Source organism: Shewanella sp. GD03713 (assembly GCF_029843705.1).
In the GTDB taxonomy this organism is placed as follows: Bacteria; Pseudomonadota; Gammaproteobacteria; order Enterobacterales; family Shewanellaceae; genus Shewanella.
On the sequence record NZ_JAOCIW010000001.1, the window covers coordinates 4,089,839 to 4,109,324 of the forward strand.

General features: G+C 48.9%; 16 protein-coding genes. 4 read left to right on the forward strand and 12 right to left on the reverse strand.

Features of this window, described 5'->3' with window-relative positions:
* Positions 1-49: 49 nt before the first annotated feature.
* The 7 genes from N5E87_RS17940 to N5E87_RS17970 form a co-directional block, all read right to left on the reverse strand.
* The gene (locus N5E87_RS17940) at positions 50-859 is read right to left on the reverse strand and encodes a hypothetical protein (protein ID WP_279775593.1); all 810 of its coding nucleotides are present in this window, start codon (positions 857-859) and stop codon (positions 50-52) included.
* A 134-nt stretch (positions 860-993) separates the two neighbouring features.
* Positions 994-1,698 (reverse strand): LysE family transporter, encoded by a 705-nt coding sequence (locus tag N5E87_RS17945; RefSeq protein ID WP_279775594.1) that lies wholly within the window; start codon positions 1,696-1,698, stop codon positions 994-996.
* Positions 1,699-1,809: 111 nt separating this feature from the next.
* Complete coding sequence (locus N5E87_RS17950) at positions 1,810-2,640, reverse strand: AraC family transcriptional regulator (RefSeq protein ID WP_279775595.1); 831 nt, start codon at positions 2,638-2,640, stop codon at positions 1,810-1,812.
* A gap of 153 nt (positions 2,641-2,793) precedes the next feature.
* Positions 2,794-3,540 (reverse strand): hypothetical protein, encoded by a 747-nt coding sequence (locus N5E87_RS17955; protein WP_279775596.1) that lies wholly within the window; start codon positions 3,538-3,540, stop codon positions 2,794-2,796.
* A 108-nt stretch (positions 3,541-3,648) separates the two neighbouring features.
* Positions 3,649-5,289, reverse strand: coding sequence for an alkaline phosphatase (locus tag N5E87_RS17960; protein ID WP_279775597.1), 1,641 nt, complete (start codon positions 5,287-5,289; stop codon positions 3,649-3,651).
* A gap of 42 nt (positions 5,290-5,331) precedes the next feature.
* Positions 5,332-6,828, reverse strand: coding sequence for an alkaline phosphatase (locus N5E87_RS17965; RefSeq protein WP_279775598.1), 1,497 nt, complete (start codon positions 6,826-6,828; stop codon positions 5,332-5,334).
* Between the two features lie 235 nt (positions 6,829-7,063).
* Positions 7,064-9,049, reverse strand: a complete 1,986-nt coding sequence (locus N5E87_RS17970; RefSeq protein ID WP_347881492.1) for a TonB-dependent receptor — start codon at positions 9,047-9,049, stop codon at positions 7,064-7,066.
* Positions 9,050-9,454: 405 nt separating this feature from the next.
* On the opposite strand from N5E87_RS17970, the gene N5E87_RS17975 reads away from it, so the two are divergent.
* The 4 genes from N5E87_RS17975 to N5E87_RS17990 all read left to right on the forward strand — a co-directional run bounded on the left by N5E87_RS17975 (position 9,455) and on the right by N5E87_RS17990 (position 13,717).
* Positions 9,455-10,285, forward strand: coding sequence for a hypothetical protein (locus tag N5E87_RS17975; protein WP_279775600.1), 831 nt, complete (start codon positions 9,455-9,457; stop codon positions 10,283-10,285).
* A gap of 245 nt (positions 10,286-10,530) precedes the next feature.
* Positions 10,531-12,510 (forward strand): sensor domain-containing diguanylate cyclase, encoded by a 1,980-nt coding sequence (locus N5E87_RS17980; protein ID WP_279775601.1) that lies wholly within the window; start codon positions 10,531-10,533, stop codon positions 12,508-12,510.
* 85 nt (positions 12,511-12,595) lie between these two features.
* A complete protein-coding gene (locus N5E87_RS17985; protein ID WP_279770232.1) occupies positions 12,596-13,180 on the forward strand; it encodes an excalibur calcium-binding domain-containing protein in 585 nt (194 codons plus the stop codon).
* 183 nt (positions 13,181-13,363) lie between these two features.
* Complete coding sequence (locus tag N5E87_RS17990; protein WP_279770233.1) at positions 13,364-13,717, forward strand: thioredoxin family protein; 354 nt, start codon at positions 13,364-13,366, stop codon at positions 13,715-13,717.
* Positions 13,718-13,724: 7 nt separating this feature from the next.
* Here N5E87_RS17990 and N5E87_RS17995 read toward each other — a convergent pair whose 3' ends face one another.
* The 5 genes from N5E87_RS17995 to katG form a co-directional block, all read right to left on the reverse strand.
* Entirely contained in the window at positions 13,725-14,237 is a 513-nt protein-coding gene (locus N5E87_RS17995; RefSeq protein ID WP_279775602.1) for a NifB/NifX family molybdenum-iron cluster-binding protein, read from the reverse strand.
* Entirely contained in the window at positions 14,234-14,530 is a 297-nt protein-coding gene (locus tag N5E87_RS18000; protein WP_279770237.1) for a DUF134 domain-containing protein, read from the reverse strand. Before N5E87_RS18000 ends, N5E87_RS17995 begins: the two co-directional genes overlap by 4 nt.
* 175 nt (positions 14,531-14,705) lie before the next feature.
* Complete coding sequence (locus N5E87_RS18005; protein WP_220053905.1) at positions 14,706-16,196, reverse strand: ATP-binding cassette domain-containing protein; 1,491 nt, start codon at positions 16,194-16,196, stop codon at positions 14,706-14,708.
* A 96-nt stretch (positions 16,197-16,292) separates the two neighbouring features.
* The gene (locus N5E87_RS18010; protein WP_279775603.1) at positions 16,293-17,033 is read right to left on the reverse strand and encodes an arginine N-succinyltransferase; all 741 of its coding nucleotides are present in this window, start codon (positions 17,031-17,033) and stop codon (positions 16,293-16,295) included.
* A 204-nt stretch (positions 17,034-17,237) separates the two neighbouring features.
* On the reverse strand, positions 17,238-19,457 hold the full coding sequence (gene katG / locus N5E87_RS18015) for a catalase/peroxidase HPI (protein WP_279775604.1): 2,220 nt from the start codon (positions 19,455-19,457) through the stop codon (positions 17,238-17,240).
* Positions 19,458-19,486 lie beyond the last annotated feature (29 nt).

Consider the following 19,486-nt stretch of genomic DNA (forward strand, 5'->3'; position numbering starts at 1 on the left):
AATCCAGAATTCCCTCCCAGATCAGCCTTAACTGATTGGCTCGATTAGACTATAGCGCTTTAACCACGGCTTCCTGCACCAGCAGTTGGTCGTTCTTGTAAACCAACAGCTCACCTATGGGTCTTTCTTCGGCGCTCAGCACTATTACATCGCAGACATAGAGATAGGGGCCGCTTTTAAACTGGAAGGAATGATTACCGCCGTTACCATCGAGAACTAACTTCCCCTTTTTGAGGACTAAATCAGGTTTCTCGCTCATGGATTTGCCCTTTGCCCAGGCGGCATAACGGTATTGCTGACGGTCGAGGGCATCGACACGAATGATGAATCGCGCGGTTTCCCACGCCAGCTCAGGGCTAGCAAACTCGCGTACACTCTCGTGTAGCATCGCTTTTTGCTGCGCGATCAGTTCATCCCTTAACTTGGCTTCCTCTGGGCTTTGGTAATTAATGCCCGAGATTTTGCCATCAAAATCCAACCAGACACTGCCGTGATCGAGCATGATGCCGCGCCAGCCCATAGTCTCCCAGTTACTCTCTGTGGTCGAATTGGCGATTTGACTCAGCAACTTGCTATCAAAGACTTGCTGAAATCTCGTCAGCAATTGCTGTGGATTTTGCACATCGGGGAGCGGGTATTCCCGCTGGAGGGGATAAGAGATTTGCTCGGCAATCGCCTGACGATCACCCGCCTTGGCCGCATCAATCAAGGCTTGCACCTGCGGCACGTATTCCGCCTCTAAGGCAGCCAGAGCCTGGGGTGCAGTGCTAAGACTCCCCAGCAGCAAGCTCGCATAAAGCCCTAAACGCGAAAGTCGATTAACCGCTGAAAAACCTTGATAAAACGGGTGACAAGACATGATTTATTCCTTTAAAGTCAAAAACATCCAAATTAAGACTTGGCAAGGATACCATAGCTAAGGAGGGATAAACACAAACAATCCCACCCAAGCCAATGTGTTAAAAGTCGAATCACAGCCTCGCTAGCAGCACCTTAAGCCAACAGCAAACTCGAGACTATCGCCACCGCCACCGACATAAAGATCACCCCAATCACACCATCGATGATAGGCGTGAGTCGTTGCAGCTTTTGCTGCACCTTGGCTTTAGAGAGCATCAGCGCCAGAAAGCCAAACCAGAGCAGTGACAACGCAAATAACATTAACGCGGCGACAAATTTAGTCACGGGTGTCACGCCCGGGGTGATCAAGGCGGAGAACAAGGTTAAGAAAAACACTAAGGCTTTGGGATTCAATAAATTGGTATAAAGCCCCCTCATAAAACCCTGTTTAGGTGATAAGGCGTTTGCCGCACCCGCCATGGGTGTATCAGTGCTAGTATCAGCCGTCGTAGTGAATTCAGAGGGACCAGCGCCCTCGCCGTTCAATACAGTTTTGGGTTTACTGAAAAAGGCGACCGCAGCCTTAAGCGCACTAAATCCCATCCACGCCAAATACGAAGCGCCCAGCAATTGCACTAAAAGATACAAGGTATGGGAGCTTTTAATCACGAAGCTGACGCCAGTTAAACTCAAAATGGTATGGGCTAAAATCGCTACCGATATCCCAGCCGCCGTGGCAATTGCGGTGTTTCGCGGCTGCGACGTAGCAATCTTCACCATAATGGCAAAATCCGGCCCAGGGCTGACTAAGGCTACACAATGAATAACGGCTAAAGTGACTAACAGGGATACATCCATCAATAGGGCTCCGCAAAACAGATAAGAACGCCAGTATGCCCAAGCCTGCTGCAACTGCATTGTAAGAAATTGCACGCGGCTAATTTACCGAGACAAATTATACCAATGGTATTAAAGCATACGCCGTTGGAATTGGATGGGAGAGAGTAAAAAGGCCTGCTTAAACGCCTTATTTAAATGACTCTGGTCGAAAAAGCCTAACTGCTGCGCCACATCCGCCACTAAGGCGCCATGGGTTAAGGACTTTTTAGCTAACTCTAATCGCACTCGCTTTAGATAGGCGTGGGGTGTCATTCCAGTCGCCAGTTTAAATTGGCGTAAAAACTGGAACTTACTCAGGTTAACCTCGTCGGCCAACGCCTCGAGCTGAGTGTTTTGCCACGGCTCATCGTGAATTTTCTGTTTGATGCGATTTAACTGTTGCCATGATAACCCCCTATCCTGCCGTAAATTCAGCATTCCCGTGGGGTGGCGCGTCAATAACAGCTGCATAAAGTTCAGCAGGTGCGACTCGGCCGCCAGCTCAGAGCATTGACCTTGGATAAGCACATCATGTAACTGGATAAAGTATTGATATAAAGCAGGATCATCCACCATGGGCGCATTAAAGAAATGGGCCTTGAGCCCCATCTCTTGGCTAATGCTGTTCATATACTCCACAGGGATCGACATCACCTTAACCCGATAACCTTCGGCGTCGCGGCTTTGTCCATCGTGGGTTTCATCGGGATTGAGGGTCGATAGCCCATGTTGCCCTAACTGATAACGACTGCCCTTATTGATAAATTGCTGCGCCCCTTGGGTCACCACGCCTAAGTGGTAATCCAGATGCACGTGTTTATCAAAACTGAAATGCGTAAATTCGGCCTGACTCAGTTCTATGCCCGAGAGGCTGGGATGGCGCCAGTAATTGATATTTTCAACGGGAGTCACACGGCTCATAGGGCAAGCTTAATCTCACAGGGTAAACGCAACTTTAGATACTACTCATTCTAGCCGCCGAGATCTTGGCTCGAATAGTAAATTATTGCAGCGTACTCCCCAAAAATACAAAACGCCCGAATGCGGGCGTTTTGTGAAAACCAACATGCTGGATTAGTGCGTATGACTGCCGTGGCCGCCTTGCGCCTCAATGGCATGACCTTCACTGTTATAAAAACCACTGCTACCGTGTTCGATAAAGCCTTGGTTGATCATCTTAGCGATAAAGGGGTCGGACTCACTGTCGCCTACATCGGCAAAGTCAATGTCTTGATAATTCTGTGTTAAAGCAGCAAATGCTTCGTGGCTGTAGGGCTCAACCTTGAGCAACTGGTAACTTAAAACTTCACCTAAATTAAATTGCTGTGGCAGCTCAATGCTGGCAATCCAGTCGAGCTGGCTGTCCATGCCATTCACCTTACCTTCGAAGCCTTGAGCCGCAAAACAAGGCAATTGTTTTAGCTCAGTTTTTGCCAAGTTAGCGGGCAATGCCGGAGACACTACATGGTACAACTGCTCGCGGTCGTGCTGAATATTTAGCGCCCTTAAGTCGCCCTTGCGATAGGTGACTGAGCGTTTTTCAACGGGGAAATAACGCACATATTCGCCATTGGGTGCCCATTGTTCAAAGGTGGTGTTATCCCGTTGAATAATAAAATCTTGTCCGTCTCTTAGCAGTGTCATCTGCCAGCTTTGCCCCTTAGCATTGGTGACTTGGTATTGGGCTTTTATATGGCTGGCCTCAAGTGTTGCGCATTGTGCATTGGCCTGATTGGCAGAAGCTGCGCTAACGGGAGTGGCTAAGGCCATCACAGGGGAGGCTAACGTCGATACCAGAGTGACTAAGAGGAGTTTGTTCATGTTATTTCTCACTTACACGCTAATTTTATGACTCGCATTACTGACTAACGTCTTTACTGACAGTTAGATAAAAGCCGATGGCAGGACAGCCCGCCATCGGCATTTGGCTTACTTCGCCGCCATTGCAGCTTCCGCTTTCACGACTAAGTCTGCCGCACGGTTCATCACGTGGAAGATATGGTTTTGTTCAACCGTACCTTGAACCAGATCCGAGCTTGGGCCACGGGCAAAAATCGCCACGTCTTCACCCGCATGGGTTTCATCGCTTAATGGCACTAGGGCTTCTTGATGGAATCCAACGTCTTGGGTATCCACAAAGTTCAAGTCCTTACGACCAGCATCCACAGGGAAGTTATAACGCTCATCGCCACCCGTTGTTAATGACGCATACCCCATGCCGTTGGCATAACCAACTGTTGTGTAAGGTAAACCGTTAGCGTCGGTTGAGTTAGTCACTTCGGCGATACCGTTAGCATCGTTACTCTTCACCAGACCTAGGATTGGGTTACCACGGGTCGGATAACCTGCGATGGTGAACACATGGCTGTGGTCAGCCGTCACCATTAACAGAGTGTCGTTTGCCGAGGTTTTTTCCATCGCAACACGGACTGCTTCTGAAAGCGCAACTGTGTCGTACAGGGCACGGGCGGCGTTACCGGCATGGTGCGCATGGTCGATACGACCCGCTTCGACAATCAGCACATAGCCTTTGGTGTTTTTCTTCAGAATATCAATCGACTTGGCTGTCATCTCAGCAAGTGATGGCTCGCCCTTCACGCCCGCTTCGGTGCGGTCATAGTCGTATTCCATATGGGATGAGTTGAACAGGCCCAATAAATGGTCAGTGCTGGCAACATCCACATTGAGGAAACCATCTCTGTCCTGAACGTAGGCCGCATTAGTGTACTTAGCTAACCATTCGGCAGTCAGATCGCGACCATCATTACGCTTGCCCGCTTTACCTTCTGGATCAATTAAGGTTTTTGGAATAAAGCTGCGACGACCACCGCCCATCATCACGTTTAAGCCATTGCCATAGTTAAAGTCGAGCATTTGCGCGGCGATATCTTTACAACCATTGGTCACGGCTTCGGCAGGCAGGTTTGAGTCAGCTTCCCAGTCACGTTCAGGTACGTGGGCATAGGTTGCCGCAGGTGTGGCGTGGGTTAAGCGCGCCGTAGTCACCACACCAGTCGACATACCCGCCATGGCGGCCAGTTCCAGTGATGTCACTAAGTTTTGATCTTTAGTCGATGCGCAGTTAGCACGCACTACGCCTTCTGCCTGTGAAATCACGCCCACATCGGTTTTCACCCCAGTCATCATCGCCGACATAGTGCCCGCAGAATCTGGTGTTTGACCATCGACGTTATAGGTCTTAGATAAACCGACGTAAGGCAAGGTTTCGAAAGATAAAGAGTTTTCTTCACCCGTCTTGCCCTTTAATTGACCTTCTAAAATACGCGCTGCAGTGATAGTCGAGACACCCATGCCGTCGCCGACAAACAGGATCACGTTTTTCGCCGCGCCCACATCGTTGTTAACGCTCAGGCCATCGGCCTTAGTCACACGAGCCTGTGCATCGACATACCATTGGTTGACAGCGGTCCAGTCTTTACCGTCGCTGCCATTGGAACCGTTAGAACCATTCGAACCCGGCGTACCTGCCGCGCCGTTATCACCATCGCTACCGCATGCGGCTAAACCCAGCATGGCAGAGATTGCGAGTACCAGTAATTTCTTATTCATTTTTAACTCCAAAAGTGAGAACTGTAGGTCGCAGCCGACCTATTAGTACTTAGTGCCGCCAAGCTGCTGGGCTTGGTTGATAATGTGGAAGATCACGTTCTGCTCAATCACGCCCTGCACCAGATTCGAACCTGGTCCCATTGCGTGTAAGCTGATGTCTTCACCGGCGTGTGTCTCACTTTCCATTGGGATAAGTGCTTGTTGCATGAAGTCTTTGTCTTGAGTATCGACTGAGGTTAAGTCGTCACGCACGCCAACCACTGCGCCTGGGCCGTTAGTGTAGGCCAGCGTGGTGTAAGGCTTGCCGTCGTTAGCGAGGGCTAACGAACCATCCACATCGTGGACTAAACCTAAAATCGGGTTACCGCGTTTTGGGTAGCCTGCAATGGTAAATACATGGCTGTGGTCAGCTGTTACCATGATCAGGGTGTCATCGCTGCTGGTTGCATCTACTGCGGCTTTCACGGCGTTAGATAACTCAACCGCATCGTTCAAGGCGCGGCTAGCGTTGCCCGCATGGTGACCATGGTCGATACGACCAGATTCCACGATCAGCAGGAAGCCCTTATCGTTTTTCTTTAAAATATCGAGGGATTTCGAGGTCATTTCAGAAAGTGATGGCTCACCACCAACGTCATCGGCGCGGTCTGCTTCGTATTCCATATGGGATGGGTTAAAGAGGCCAAGTAAGTGATCGGTATTGGCGGCATCGATAGCATCGAAGCCTTTTTTGTCCCACACGTAAGCCGCTTTGCTGAAGTTTTCCACCCACATTTTAGTCAGGTCTTTGCCGTCTTTACGTTTACCAGCTTTGTTCTCACCGTCAGTGACTTCTTTCGGTAAGAAGTAGCTGCGACCACCACCCAGTGCCACGCTGAGGGAGTTTGCTTCATCGCGCATTACCAGTTGGCTGGCGATATCGGTACAGCCATTCGCAACGGCTTCGGCTGGCAGGTTAAAATCGCCTTCCCAGTCACGCTCTGGCGATTTAGCGTAAGTCGCGGCAGGCGTCGCGTGAGTTAAACGGGCGGTAGTCACAATCCCAGTCGATAAGCCTTTAGCATTGGCAAGGTCAACCAGAGAAACTAACTCATTACCTTTAGAAGACAAACAATTACCACGTAAACTGGTGTCAGAAATCGAGATGATACCGGCTTTGGTTTTTACCCCAGTCGCCATGGCGGTCATGGTACCTGCCGAGTCGGGCGTTTGCTGGTTAGTGTTGTAGGTTTTCACTAACGCCGTGTGAGGAAACTGCTCGAAACTTAAGAAGTTTTCTTCACCGCCTTGATTACCCGTTTGCTGCTGTCCTTGCAGAATACGGGCGGCTGTTAAGGTTGAAATACTCATGCCGTCGCCGACAAAAAGAATCACGTTTTTAGCTGTTTTCTTGGTTTCAACCTGCGCTTTAGCCGCAACATTGGCTGCACTGTCTTTAAACCACTGACTGTCAGTTTGGGTTGCGGGTAAGACTGCAGCGTGGGCTACAACCGTCATTAAACTGCAGGAGATAGCTGCAGCGATCCGTTTAATATTCATCACGTTCATCACCGATTTTATTATTGAGTGTATGAGGGTATTCCCTTAAGAGGCGCCCACATTTTCAATGCTTTATATGACGAACTGGCGTGATTTTAATGGCGTTTTTATTGCAGCAAGATGTCGAAATGATTGCAGTAAACAGAATAGAAAACGCTAAGTTTATCCAAGTGACGGAATAAACTTAGCGTATCGGCTGGTGCTAGCAATAGTCACTCAAGAATGGTCACTCAAGTTAGAAACGATAACTGACACTCACCCGCACCATGCGCGGCTCAACAGGATGATAATGCAAGTCTTCCACGCCTTCAGCAGGCTCACCCGCTAGGCGAGACTCGTAGAAATAATCGATATCGTGGTCTTTACTATCAAATATATTCAATAGCTCGAGCTTAGTATCGAAGCCCGATAACTGATAACCAAGGGCAAGGTTCACTAAGGTAGTGTCATCGGCTTTATGCTCATCAAAACTATCGAGGATCCGCTCACCTAAATATCTCAGCCTGACACTGGTATACCAACCATCGCCATCGGGACGATAGGTAATGCCCGCACTGCCAACAAAGGGCACTGCACCATCGACATATTTGCCTTCATCGAGTTCATTTTCGGTAAAACGGGCACGGGTCCAGGCCAGTTCCATATCTAAACTCAAATCATCGTTAAGCCAATAATAGGCCGTGACTTCAACGCCGTAACGCTCAGAGGCGCGGCTGGGTTCAGTATTGCCCGCATCGCCAACGAAGAGTAGTTCAGAGTCGAGTTCCAAATACCAAAGCGCCGCCGAGAAGTTAATAAAGTCGCGATCATAGTATTTGACCCCGAACTCACCGCCATTGGAGCGCACTAACAAATCGACCTTTTCAACCGGATCGCCCGTGACAGGGTCGACCTTAATGGTTGCACCGCGGGCATCGTTAGAATGCAATCCCTGCCCCGCATTCATGTAGAGTTCCAGATTATCGTTTACTAGATAGGAAGCGCCCGCCTTTAAGCTCAACATGCCATCGGAAGCATCACCGCTGTTGAGGGGATTATCACTATCGACCTGCACATCGAAATAGTCGTATCTCAAGCCTAAATTTAAACGCCATTGGTCAGCAGGCAACCACTCCAGCTTGCCAAACAATCCCGTAGAGAGTTCCTGCACTTCATCGAGCCTCACAGTGCTAAGGCGTTCCCGTGCTTTAGTGTTATATAAACCCACGGCACCAATATCGTCGTAGCGCACATCGGCACCTAGACTGTAATTGATTTGTGTCCCCGCCAGACTCATCTGCCAGTCGCGTTTAATATCGCCGCCCCAAATGGTGCGCTCATCGACCTGCTCAAATTCATCGCCATTGACGGGATCGTTTAAGAAGTAAGTAAAGTTTGAAAACAGATCCATGGTCGAGCGTATGGCGTAGGCATTGGCCTGCCAGTTGCCGGCGTCATAATTGGCTGAAATGCTGTAACGACTGGCATCACCGCCCACATCGGTATCGAGTGAACCGTAAAAATCAATCAGTCCAGACTCCACCGCCCTCGCCGGAATTTGATCCGCCGAATTCCAGCTATTGTCGTAGGCCATCATGGTGAGGCTAAAGTTCCCGCCATTAAGCTTAGTTAGATAGCGGCCTACCACATTGATTTTGCAGACATCTTCCTTAATATCGCCCCAAGGGCCATCGTAAGCCTGTAATTCTGTTCCTAAAATAAATCGGCCAACTTCAGTCTTCATATCCTGAGTCGCCACCAGCCGTTGATAACCGTATTCCCCTAAGGTCAGCCCAACTTGGCGATAAGCGAGTTCATCGGCGAGCTGAATTTGCGCCGCACCCGCGCCGGAAAAGTCCGCAACTTCAGGATAATAAGCTCCTTTGGCGTAACGGATTTCCCCTAATAGCTCGGGGATTAAAAAGTTAAGATCCGTATAACCTTGACCATGGCCGTGAGTCCGCATATTGACCGGCATACCTTCGACACGGGTATTAAAATCTGTGCCATGGTCTAAGTTAAAGCCGCGCAGAAAATACTGATTCGCCTTACCCGAACCACTGTGCTGAGTGACTATCATCCCGGGGACAAACTCGAGGATCTCCCCCGTGCGCAGCAGCGGGCGACTCTCGATTTCCGCCGCACCCACTATCCCTTCCGATGCCGAAGTACTATGGCCTAAGGTATTAATTTGCCTGCCACGCACTTCTAAACGCTCAATATTATCCGCGCTGTCGGCCATGGCTAGGTTTGATAAACCACAGAGGGGTAATAACCAAATACCTGATAAATAAACCTTGGCTCGCTTTCCTGCTACTGTCTGGAGCGACTTCATTTTTCCTTCCCGAGTCAACGAATTGATGACGCGGATTTAACGCTGTCTTCACAGATAAAAAGCGGATCGAGCTCAAACTCTGCTGAATAAAAAATCACCACCAGCAGTTATGTTTCAAATTTATGTGCCACATCGCACGTTATTATGAGCAAAAGGACAAAATGTCCGTATCTAGATCACAGTTATTACCTGCTTCGCGCCACTCGCGCCATTGCTTCGGCCATGGAGGCAATCGACAAGAGGTAAAAATCCCTGAACCGAAAAAGTAGGACTAGCTATACTTTAAGCAATTAAAAAGGTTAAGGATGCCGTATGGAGACACCTAGTCACGCCGAGGGAAACATGGCTTATCTGTTAAAGATGCTGCTGGGGATATCATTGAGTCTAGCCTTGTGCTTGCCAATTAAGGCGAACGACAACACCAGTGCCGAGACACTCACCACAGGCAATCTGCCCACTATCACCATGGCGTTTTATGAAGATCCCTCCGATAACCTGTATTTTCGCTGGGGCGAATTAATTTATACCGAGGCCTTTGCTCGCCTAGGTTATCAATTTCGTTATCAAGTGGTTCCGCCCATACGCGCCAGCATGATGGCCGATACAGGGAAAGTCGATGGGGAACCCGCCAGAGTATTTGCCTACGGGTTGAAATATAAGAATTTAATTCGTGTAGAAGAACCCATACTTGAAAGTAAACTCACCGCCTATGCCATCAACCCCAATATCCAACTAACGGACTGGGAGTCACTGCTCAATCATCCTTACCGAATTGAATATTATCGAGGAATTTTCTATATCGAGCAGAAACTTGAGGGACTGGTGCCAGCGGATCGGCTAACCACTTCCTCTTCCCCCATCAATTCCTTTCGCCGGATGCAGCGAGACAGAATCGATATCTACATAGATACCGAAGCGATTGGGGAAAACGTCTTGCAACATGCTGAATTCCAACACAGTAAAATTCATCCCGTGGGTGAGCTGGAGGAACTCATCAGCTTCGGTTACCTGCATAAACGCCATAAAGCACTGGCAGTGAAACTCAGCGCGACCCTCAAAAAAATGAAGCAGGAAGGTCTGTTCGAACGCTACAAACGGCAGGCCCATACTGAAATCGACCAAAGCATTGCCCACGAACAATAGGTAACTCGCTTATAAATTACAGTATTTCATCTAGTTAACTTGAAAGTGCTTTAGCCTTTGCTACAGTCATACTTAATTCTGCGAAATAGGGAGACCAAATTAGTTAATTATGGGGACCACTATCGCCTACTGCGATAAAGACTATCCAAGGAACAGATGAAAAACCAACAGGTTAATAACCATCTTCAACTTAACATGCGTCTATCTTTTCCTCGCCAACCTAGCCGTGGCGCTAGGAGTTCAGGATGAGCGGCAAGTTAAGGCAACTCATAGGTACATTGCAGCAACAGTCGCGCTCTACCGTCGCTAAGGTACTGTTGATTATTGGCATGTTTATCGGGATCTGTATCACCCTCGTCGTCCTCGTCTATATTCAGGGCAATATTTTCGATGGTGTGCGCACCTATGTCAGGGGCGAAGGACTCTGGGCCAAAGCGCAAAAAGATGCCACGTTTTACCTTATCCACTATTCCTACAACAAAAACGAAGTCGACTATCAACGTTATCTTGCAGCAACTGCTGTGATGCTAGGTGACAGACAAGCTCGCGAGGCCTTACTCGCCTCGCCAATAGATGAGTTAAAGGCCAAAGAAGGCTTTATCCAAGGTTTGAATGATGAAAGAGATACTGAATCTTTAATTTGGTTTTTTCGGCATTTTAACCGCACTCACTATATGCAACGGGCAGTAGAGATTTGGACCCTCGCCGACGAAAGATTTAACACTATGATGTTATTGGCAGACTCGATGCACGATGAGGTTTCCCAATTTGGTGGCAGTCCACCAGACCTTAGCCAATATCGCCAGCAGCTTATCCAGTTAAATGAAGAACTACTCAGTTTAGAAATTGAATTCTCCTTAGTGCTTAGCGAAGGCGCTCGCTGGGTAAAACGCATTACCTGGCTAATCAGCTTAGGAGTCGTCTTACTCTTTATCAGCATAGGTATTTTGGCCAGCAGGCAGATCATCCGTAACATTGCAAAATCTGAAAAACAGCTATTAATCAGTGAGTCACGATTTAGCAGTCTTAAAAACTCCGACACTATAGGCATTATTTCATGGCAGCTCGATGGCACCATCCACGATGCCAATGATCATTTTCTCAATATGTTAGGTTTTGACCGTGAAGACTTAGCCGCGGGTCTGATCAACTGGCGCTCACTCACGCCACCTGAGTTTGAGGCGAGGGATAACATCGCAATCGCCGAGCTTATCGAACTTGGCCACTGTCATCAGTATGAAAAACAGCTTATTAGTAAAACGGGTGCCCATGTGCCAGTCATGCTTGGTGCAAGCTTTTTAAATAGCAGCACCCAGGAAGGGGTCGCCTATTTTATGGATTTGACCAGCAGTAAGCAGGCCGAAGATAAACTGAGACTGGCTGCAACCGTGTTTAATGCCAGCACGGACGGTATCATAATCACAGATCCGCTGATGAGCATTATCTCTATCAATCAGGCATTTACCGATATAACCGGATTGACTGAGCTGAGTTTACATCAAGATGCCTCACGCTTTATTAATACGGGGCATCCGAACGAAGATGCCTATCAGGCCATGTGCAATCTGTTACAACAGGGGGAGCAATGGCAGGGTGAGCTTATCAAGGAAACCGCATCGGGTTATCTGCCCTTAAGTATGCGGATAAACACGGTAAGGAATGAGCATAACCGACTGACTCACTTCGTGATTGTGATAACCGATATTTCGGAGCGCAAAGCCGAAGAAGAACATTTACGCCACATTGCCCACCATGATGCCCTCACCAATCTTCCGAATCGGGTGTTATTCCATACCAAATTGGAGCAGGCGATCGTCCATGCGCAGCGATCCGATGGGATCTTTGCCATTCTGTTTCTCGACTTAGATAACTTCAAACCAGTCAACGATGAGTTTGGCCACGATGTCGGCGATAAGTTATTGCAGGAAGTGGCGAAACGGCTCACAGGCAGCATTCGGCAAATAGATACCATCACTCGTCTCGGCGGTGATGAGTTTGTGATTCTGTTGGAACACTTACCCAATGAGGAAAGTGTGCCCATTTTGATCCGCAAAATCACCCAAGCACTCACGGCACCTTACATTATCCATAAACATAAATTGCATATTGGAGTGAGCATAGGCTCGGCCATTTATCCCTGCCACGGCACCGATGCCAAGAGCCTGATCAACTATGCGGATCAAGCCATGTATGTGGTTAAAAAAGCCAACAAGCTGGTGCAATAATCTCTGTCTCATCTCAAATATCATCATTGACCTTAAGGTCAATCCCACATATAAAGAACGCAAATAAAGCACTTAGAGCAAACTCATGGAAAGAGGCATTTTAGTTCGTTGGAACGATGAAAAAGGGTTCGGGTTTATTCAACCGGAACAACAGGGTAAAGACGTCTTTATCCATATTACCGTGCTTAAGCACATGGCGAGAAAACCTCAGGTTGGCGATAGCATTCTGTATCGCACCGAAGTACAAAACGATGGCAAAGTGAAAGCCATCAAGGCCTCTATCGAAGGGGTCGCCGTATTAGCTAACACCAGTAAAAGCCCACGCCGCAATTCAAATCCCCCGAGTCGCTCCCTATCAAATACCCTGCTGCCACTGTTATTAATCTTTGGCATCGGGATATTTGGTTTTAAAAAATATACCGAATTTGAGATAGCTCAGAGCCCTAATAACACAGAGATAGAAACAACGCCCCTGTATGAGCCTCAAACCCAGCCGCTATCAGCGCCTAAAACTCAATTTCGCTGCGAGGCAGGTAAAACCCATTGCAGCCAAATGAGTTCCTGCGCCGAAGCCACGTTTTACATCAATAACTGTCCGAATACCCAAATGGATGGTGATGGCGATGGGATCCCCTGCGAGCGCCAATGGTGCAGTCAGTCTTTGTTTTAATATGCATGAAGGCGATATACCGGCTCTGACTCAACACCAAATAAAAACTAAGTCGCTGAGTTGAAAAGCTCAGCACGGCTTATGCTTCACCTGTCAGCTCTGAGTACATTTAGCCGTTGCAGTGTAGTAAGCTTGGGATGGTTATCCCCATCAGTTTGTAAGCCGTATTCCACAGGACACTCCATGCCTAACGCCCAAATCCATACCATTGAAACGTCCGAGCAACTCGACACTCTACTAAAGCATTATGCGGCTGTTTTACTCCTCTTTGGGGCGCCAAGCTGTGGTGTGTGTCAGGCCCTTAAGCCTCAGATTGCGGATTTGTTGGCGAGGGAGTTTCCCCAAATGGTGCTGGCGTATATCGATTGTGAAGCCCAAGGTGAGATTGCCGCCAGCTACCATGTCTTTAGTTTGCCAGTGGTAGAAACGGTATTTTACGGCAAAAGCTTTGGGCGTTTTTCGAAGGTGTTTTCCCTCGGCGAGCTCAAAGGGGCGATTACCCGCCCCTATGGATTAATCGATGAGAACCAGCCTTAGGTTAGCGCTATTTTTGTAACTGTCTAAAGCCACTGTACTGAATGGGCGAGCCAGAGATTGGCGGCGTAAAGCAAGATAATCCCATCGTTGCCGGACTTAACTTAGCGTTAGTGGTTTTACCGCTGCAACCACAGCCCCCTTTAGTACCACAGCATCCACCCTTGGCTAGATGTTTTAGGGATGCACGCCCCTGTGATGCCGCAGTTAAACGCAAGTTCACGTCCCGACTCTGGGCGAGCAGAGCCACTATCGAGAGTTGATTATCCCCTTGGCTAACGCTAATCCCGGCATCAAGCAATTTACCTAACATCCGCTCGCCAATATGTTGCACCACCACAATATCGGTTTTCTGGGCGCGAATGGCATCTAACAAGGCTTTTTTATCTTGGCAATTGCCGCCAAGGGCGGGATTAGGGATAGAAAGTAAAAGCTGATGATTTTCATCGTAAAAGCTCACTTGCTGCGCCTTAGTAAAATGGCTGGCAAGCCGTCCACGACTAATAGGAAGGGCGATAATCATACTGGGTCCTTATCGTTTGAAACAGGTAACTTCAGCACCAGCCCTTGGGTGACAGCGGTCGCCACTTTTTTACGGGCACTGGCAAGTAGATAACCAAAGGTTTGCCGTGAGATCCCCATTTGAGCGGCGGCCTCAAGCTGACTCAGACGCTGAACATCGCCAAGTTCTAGGGCTTCGAACTCGTCGGCGGCGAGGAGGATCTGAGGTAAGTTAGCCGCCGGTATGCCATTAGGTTTAAATAAGCTACAGGGCACGCAACTCGATAATTGACGGCACTTTTTGGGTCTTGGCATCTATGATTGCACCTCAGGGCAAATGTCGGTGCACAGAAAGTAATAGTCTGTTCACCTCGAATAGTTTTTGGCGTACGCCAAAAACTATTATTGTCATTTAGGGCATCTAAACCGAGGGAGTCATCACAGTTTTGTTTATAGAAATGATAAGTTTTAGTTCGAAAGATGAAATCGCTTATGAATCAGCTCCATAACTCACCTCCACCGAATAACCTTCATCCTGCTTGATAAAATCGACAAAGTTCTTGATGGCGGGTAAAGCATCTTCCCTATGGTGGGAGACATAGAGCAATTGACTAAGATGGTGCTCGGCAATCATGTCCAAAGCCCGCATCACTAAGGTGCGATTGATAAAGTCGAGCCCTTGATATGGCTCATCCAAAATCAACAATAACGGCTGTTTAATCAAGGCACGACCTATGAGCAATAGCCGCTGTTGGCCGTAATCCAGTTTTTTAAAGCCCGTGCTGGCAAACTCGCTCATATGCAATATCGCCAACCATTCCTTGGCCAGATCCAATTGGGGTTTAGTGGGCTTGTGATACAAGCCAATGGAATCGTAAAAGCCCGACAACAAGACATCGAGCGCCGAGCAACTGACGCGGTACTGTAAATGCAATGCCGACGACACTATGCCAATCCGTTGTTTAATTTGCCAAATGCTCTCACCGCTGCCACGGGGTCGGCCAAAGAGGGTAATGTCATTGCTGTAGCACTGGGGGTGGTCGCCCAAAATCAGCCCGAGCAGAGTGCTCTTGCCACAGCCATTGGGGCCTCTTACTTGCCAATGCTGACCCGCACGAATCTGCCAATTCACTCCTTTAAAAATCAAGCCGCTGACATATTCGACCTTGCCGTTTTTAATGTCGACTATGGGATCAAAGGCCTCGGCATTGTGGCGTTGACGCTCCATCAATGCCAAAAGTTCGGCGCTGCGGCTGGCCGAAAGCGCATTAAGCTGCGCCATCACAGGATGTGTATGCCACTGCTCAATCGACATGGGCGCGCTCAGTTGATGCACATGCTGACCCGATTTGAGCATATCGCTATTAAACAGCGCCACATGGCTAATACAGGGCGGCAATTCTTCTTGGCGTGAGGTGATAATGAGTAGCTGCGTATGTTTAGCAACCTCTACCAACAGCTGCGACAGGCTAAGTTGATGTTCTATATCAAGCCCTGCGTAGGGGTCATCTAAAATCAGTAAGTTGGGCTCAGTTGCCAGCGCCCGCGCCAACATCACCCGCCGGGTTTCACCGGTCGATAACTGCCGAAACCCGCGATGCTTTAAATGCGTTAATTCGACTTTCTGTAAAATAAGTGCCAAGTGTTCATCGTGAAGGCAGCATTCCAGCACCAGTGACTCGACCGTCGAACCGTAATCGAGTTCATCCTTTTCTAATTCCCGCTCCAGCAGCGCCTGTTGCAAACCGAGTGACACCCAGCCAATTCGCGCGGGCAAGCCGGTAATTTGCCCCGCATCGGGCTGAATATCCCCCGCCAATATTCGCCCAAGCAGTGAGCCGCTATAGCTGTCGGTCGCAAAAATCGCCCAATGCTGCCCAGGCATTAACTGCCAATCTTCAACCACTAACAATTCATTACCGCGGCCGTAGCGTAATCCCTTAACGGCTATCGCCTGAGAGTCTGTGGTGTGATGCTGCATTGAATACGTCCTTTGGGATGATTTTTATCCAAGTCTAACAAGCTGTTATCGTTTTTGTCCCTTCGACTTTATGCAAAGGGACAGATATAAAACGGTTTAGGGGCGTAATTTGATATACAACTCGCCCTCGCGAATTTGAATATCTTCGACGCCATCGGCAAAGGCATTCCAAAAGCCTCTGTCGCCGAACTCACTGACAAGATTGACATTCTTCATATTGCCTAGCCAAGCGTTAGGAATAGGCACACCCATCAAGCTAACGCCCACCAAAGACACACTCGGGCGGCGATTGGCATCGAGATGGATATCGAGCCCAGCATTGACCCGTAAAATCTCCCCCGCCATCACAGGAAAGTCCCTTGGGATCGGCACGAGGATTTTGGCACTGGCTAAATTATCTGAAAAATCAATGGCAAAACGCTGGGCAAAGTCAGGGTTGCGGCCAATGATGGCATTGACTTCACGCTCGCTAAAACTCACTTGCCGATCTTCAGGCCGCTCGCGGTAGGGCTCGGGTTGTAAATCGTCACTCGAGGACGACTTAGTCGGAGCCTTTGCCTGAGTCGAGGCCTTACGCTCTGGCTGCCAACCTAATTGACTCAGTTTATCCTCAAGCTTGGCCTCTTCTTTGGTTGATAAACTCACAGGCGTCAACGGTTTAGGGAAGATATAACTGCGAACTACAAAAAAGGTAATCCCCACGGTGAGCACTATAGTCACCAGTATCATCAACAAGACTTGAACACCGGTAAAACCCTGTTGCCGCAGCCCCACATTAACGGGCTTACGTGAGCGGCGCTGTGGCCTTGCCAAATGGGGGCGAGATGTTGAGAGCATATTCGTTTCGCTGTAAAGAAATTTCCCCCGATACTACTTGGCTAAGCGGCATAAGGAAACGCCTAAGGCCAACAAGCGAGGTCTTCAGCGAAAACTCATTTCAAGTTAAGTGAGGATAGAAAGATAAAAGTCCACCCATGCACAGGGCACGGATGGACTTATAAGAGCTGAACTCGCGGGCAAGAAACCCAGAGTCAATGCCGCTTAGATATCGAAGCGATCGGCGTTCATCACCTTATTCCAGGCTTTGATAAAGTCTTGCACGAATCTGTCTTGTCCATCTTGGGCGCCGTACACTTCAGACACGGCGCGCAGCTCTGAGTGCGAACCGAAGACTAAATCGACGGGGGTCGCGGTCCATTTCAGTTTACCGCTCTTACGATCTTGCCCTTCGTAGATGCCCTCTTGCTTCTCTGACTTGCTCCACTTGGTCGACATATCGAGCAAGTTAACGAAGAAGTCATTACTTAAGGTGCCAGGTTTATCGGTAAACACCCCATGTTTCACGCCAGCACTGTTGGCATCTAAGGCGCGCAGACCACCAACCAGCACGGTCATTTCTGGCACGGTCAGATTGAGCATGTTCGCACGTTCAATCAGCATCTCGGCCGGAGAATGGCTGCTGTCCTTGGAGTAGTAGTTACGGAAACCATCGGCCGTTGGCTCAAGAACCGCAAAGGATGACACATCGGTTTGTGCCTGAGTCGCATCCATACGTCCTGGAGTAAATGGCACAGAGACAGTCACACCCGCCTCTTTCGCAGCCTTTTCTACCGCCACGCTACCACCGAGCACAATCACATCGGCCAGCGAAACCTTCTTGCCACCTTTCAGTGAGCCGTTGAAGTCTTTTTTGACTTTTTCCAATTTAGCCAGCACCTTAGCTAACTCTTTAGGATTGTTCGCCTGCCAGTTCATCATAGGCTCTAAACGAATACGCGCGCCGTTTGCACCACCACGCATATCGGTACCCCGGAAGCTACTGGCCGAAGCCCATGCGGTTCTCACTAATTCGGGGACCGTTAAGCCAGAAGCCAAGATTTTGTTACCTAAGGCTTTAATATCGGCGTTATCGATTACTGGGTGATCAAGGGCTGGGATCGGATCCTGCCAAATCAACATTTCTGCTGGTACATCGGCACCTAAGTATCTTGCCTTGGGTCCCATATCGCGGTGAGTAAGCTTAAACCACGCCTTAGCAAAGGCAAGCTCAAACTCTTTTGGATTTTTAAGGAAACGGGTAGTGATTTCGCGATAGCTTGGATCTTCCTTCAGCGCGATATCGCTAGTGAACATAATTGGCGCATGGCGCTTGGATTTATCGTGGGCATCCGGTACTAAGTTAGCCCCTTTGCCATCTTTAGGGATCCACTGAATATGGCCTGCTGGGCTCTTAGTTTGTACCCAATCGAAACCATAGAGGTTTTCTAAATACTGCATGGTCCACGCCGTTGGATTAACAGACCAAGCGCCTTCTAAACCACTGGTAACTGTATCTTCCGAGTGGCCTTTACCGCACTTGTTTTTCCAACCTAAACCTTGTGCCTCAACACCGGAAGCGGCGGGATCGGCACCGACACATTTAGAGGGATCATGCGCGCCGTGTGCCTTACCAAAGGTGTGACCACCCGCGATCAGCGCCACGGTTTCTTCATCATTCATCGCCATACGGCCAAAGGTGTCACGGATTTCCTTCGCCGAGGCTAATGGATCTGGCACACCATTCGGGCCTTCAGGGTTTACATAAATTAAGCCCATTTGGGTCGCGCCCATTGGCTTAGCCAGTTCGCCCTTTTCATTGCGGCGTTTGCTATCGAGCCACGCTTTCTCTGAACCCCAGTTCACCTGTTCCGCTTCCCAGTCGTCGACACGACCACCGGCAAAACCAAAGGTTTTAAAGCCCATAGACTCCAGCGCCACGTTACCCGTAAGCACCATTAAGTCGCCCCACGAAATCTTGCTGCCGTATTTTTGTTTGATAGGCCACAGCAGGCGACGCGCCTTATCTAAGTTCACGTTATCCGGCCAGCTGTTTAATGGCTCGAAACGTTGCTGACCACCGGCGGCACCACCACGGCCATCAAAAATCCGGTAAACACCCGCGCTGTGCCACGCCATACGAATAAAGAAAGGACCATAATGACCATAGTCTGATGGCCACCAATCCTGAGATTCAGTCATCAGAGCTTTGATGTCTTTTTTAACGGCGTCGAGATCTAAGGATTTAAAAGCTTCGGCGTAGTGGTAATCACTACCATAAGGATTTGATTCAACTGCATTTTGACGTAGCGGGCTTAAGTTTAGCTGTTCAGGCCACCAAAATTGATTACCCGTGACTTGCTCTTGTGCGATAGCGGTGCCACCAAATGCCAACGACATAGCCAAAGTCAGCGCTGACAAGCTTGGAATAGTGCTTTTCTTCATGATAATTACCTATTTCTTCTCGTTAAGGA

Coding starts and splice junctions, on each gene's coding strand:
- N5E87_RS17940 (WP_279775593.1), bottom strand. CDS start 859: ATGTCTTGTCACCCGTTTTATCAAGGTTTTTCAGCGGTTAATCGACTT.
- N5E87_RS17945 (WP_279775594.1), bottom strand. CDS start 1,698: ATGGATGTATCCCTGTTAGTCACTTTAGCCGTTATTCATTGTGTAGCC.
- N5E87_RS17950 (WP_279775595.1), bottom strand. CDS start 2,640: ATGAGCCGTGTGACTCCCGTTGAAAATATCAATTACTGGCGCCATCCC.
- N5E87_RS17955 (WP_279775596.1), bottom strand. CDS start 3,540: ATGAACAAACTCCTCTTAGTCACTCTGGTATCGACGTTAGCCTCCCCT.
- N5E87_RS17960 (WP_279775597.1), bottom strand. CDS start 5,289: ATGAATAAGAAATTACTGGTACTCGCAATCTCTGCCATGCTGGGTTTA.
- N5E87_RS17965 (WP_279775598.1), bottom strand. CDS start 6,828: ATGAATATTAAACGGATCGCTGCAGCTATCTCCTGCAGTTTAATGACG.
- N5E87_RS17970 (WP_347881492.1), bottom strand. CDS start 9,049: ATGGCCGACAGCGCGGATAATATTGAGCGTTTAGAAGTGCGTGGCAGG.
- N5E87_RS17975 (WP_279775600.1), top strand. CDS start 9,455: ATGGAGACACCTAGTCACGCCGAGGGAAACATGGCTTATCTGTTAAAG.
- N5E87_RS17980 (WP_279775601.1), top strand. CDS start 10,531: ATGAGCGGCAAGTTAAGGCAACTCATAGGTACATTGCAGCAACAGTCG.
- N5E87_RS17985 (WP_279770232.1), top strand. CDS start 12,596: ATGGAAAGAGGCATTTTAGTTCGTTGGAACGATGAAAAAGGGTTCGGG.
- N5E87_RS17990 (WP_279770233.1), top strand. CDS start 13,364: ATGCCTAACGCCCAAATCCATACCATTGAAACGTCCGAGCAACTCGAC.
- N5E87_RS17995 (WP_279775602.1), bottom strand. CDS start 14,237: ATGATTATCGCCCTTCCTATTAGTCGTGGACGGCTTGCCAGCCATTTT.
- N5E87_RS18000 (WP_279770237.1), bottom strand. CDS start 14,530: ATGCCAAGACCCAAAAAGTGCCGTCAATTATCGAGTTGCGTGCCCTGT.
- N5E87_RS18005 (WP_220053905.1), bottom strand. CDS start 16,196: ATGCAGCATCACACCACAGACTCTCAGGCGATAGCCGTTAAGGGATTA.
- N5E87_RS18010 (WP_279775603.1), bottom strand. CDS start 17,033: ATGCTCTCAACATCTCGCCCCCATTTGGCAAGGCCACAGCGCCGCTCA.
- katG (WP_279775604.1), bottom strand. CDS start 19,457: ATGAAGAAAAGCACTATTCCAAGCTTGTCAGCGCTGACTTTGGCTATG.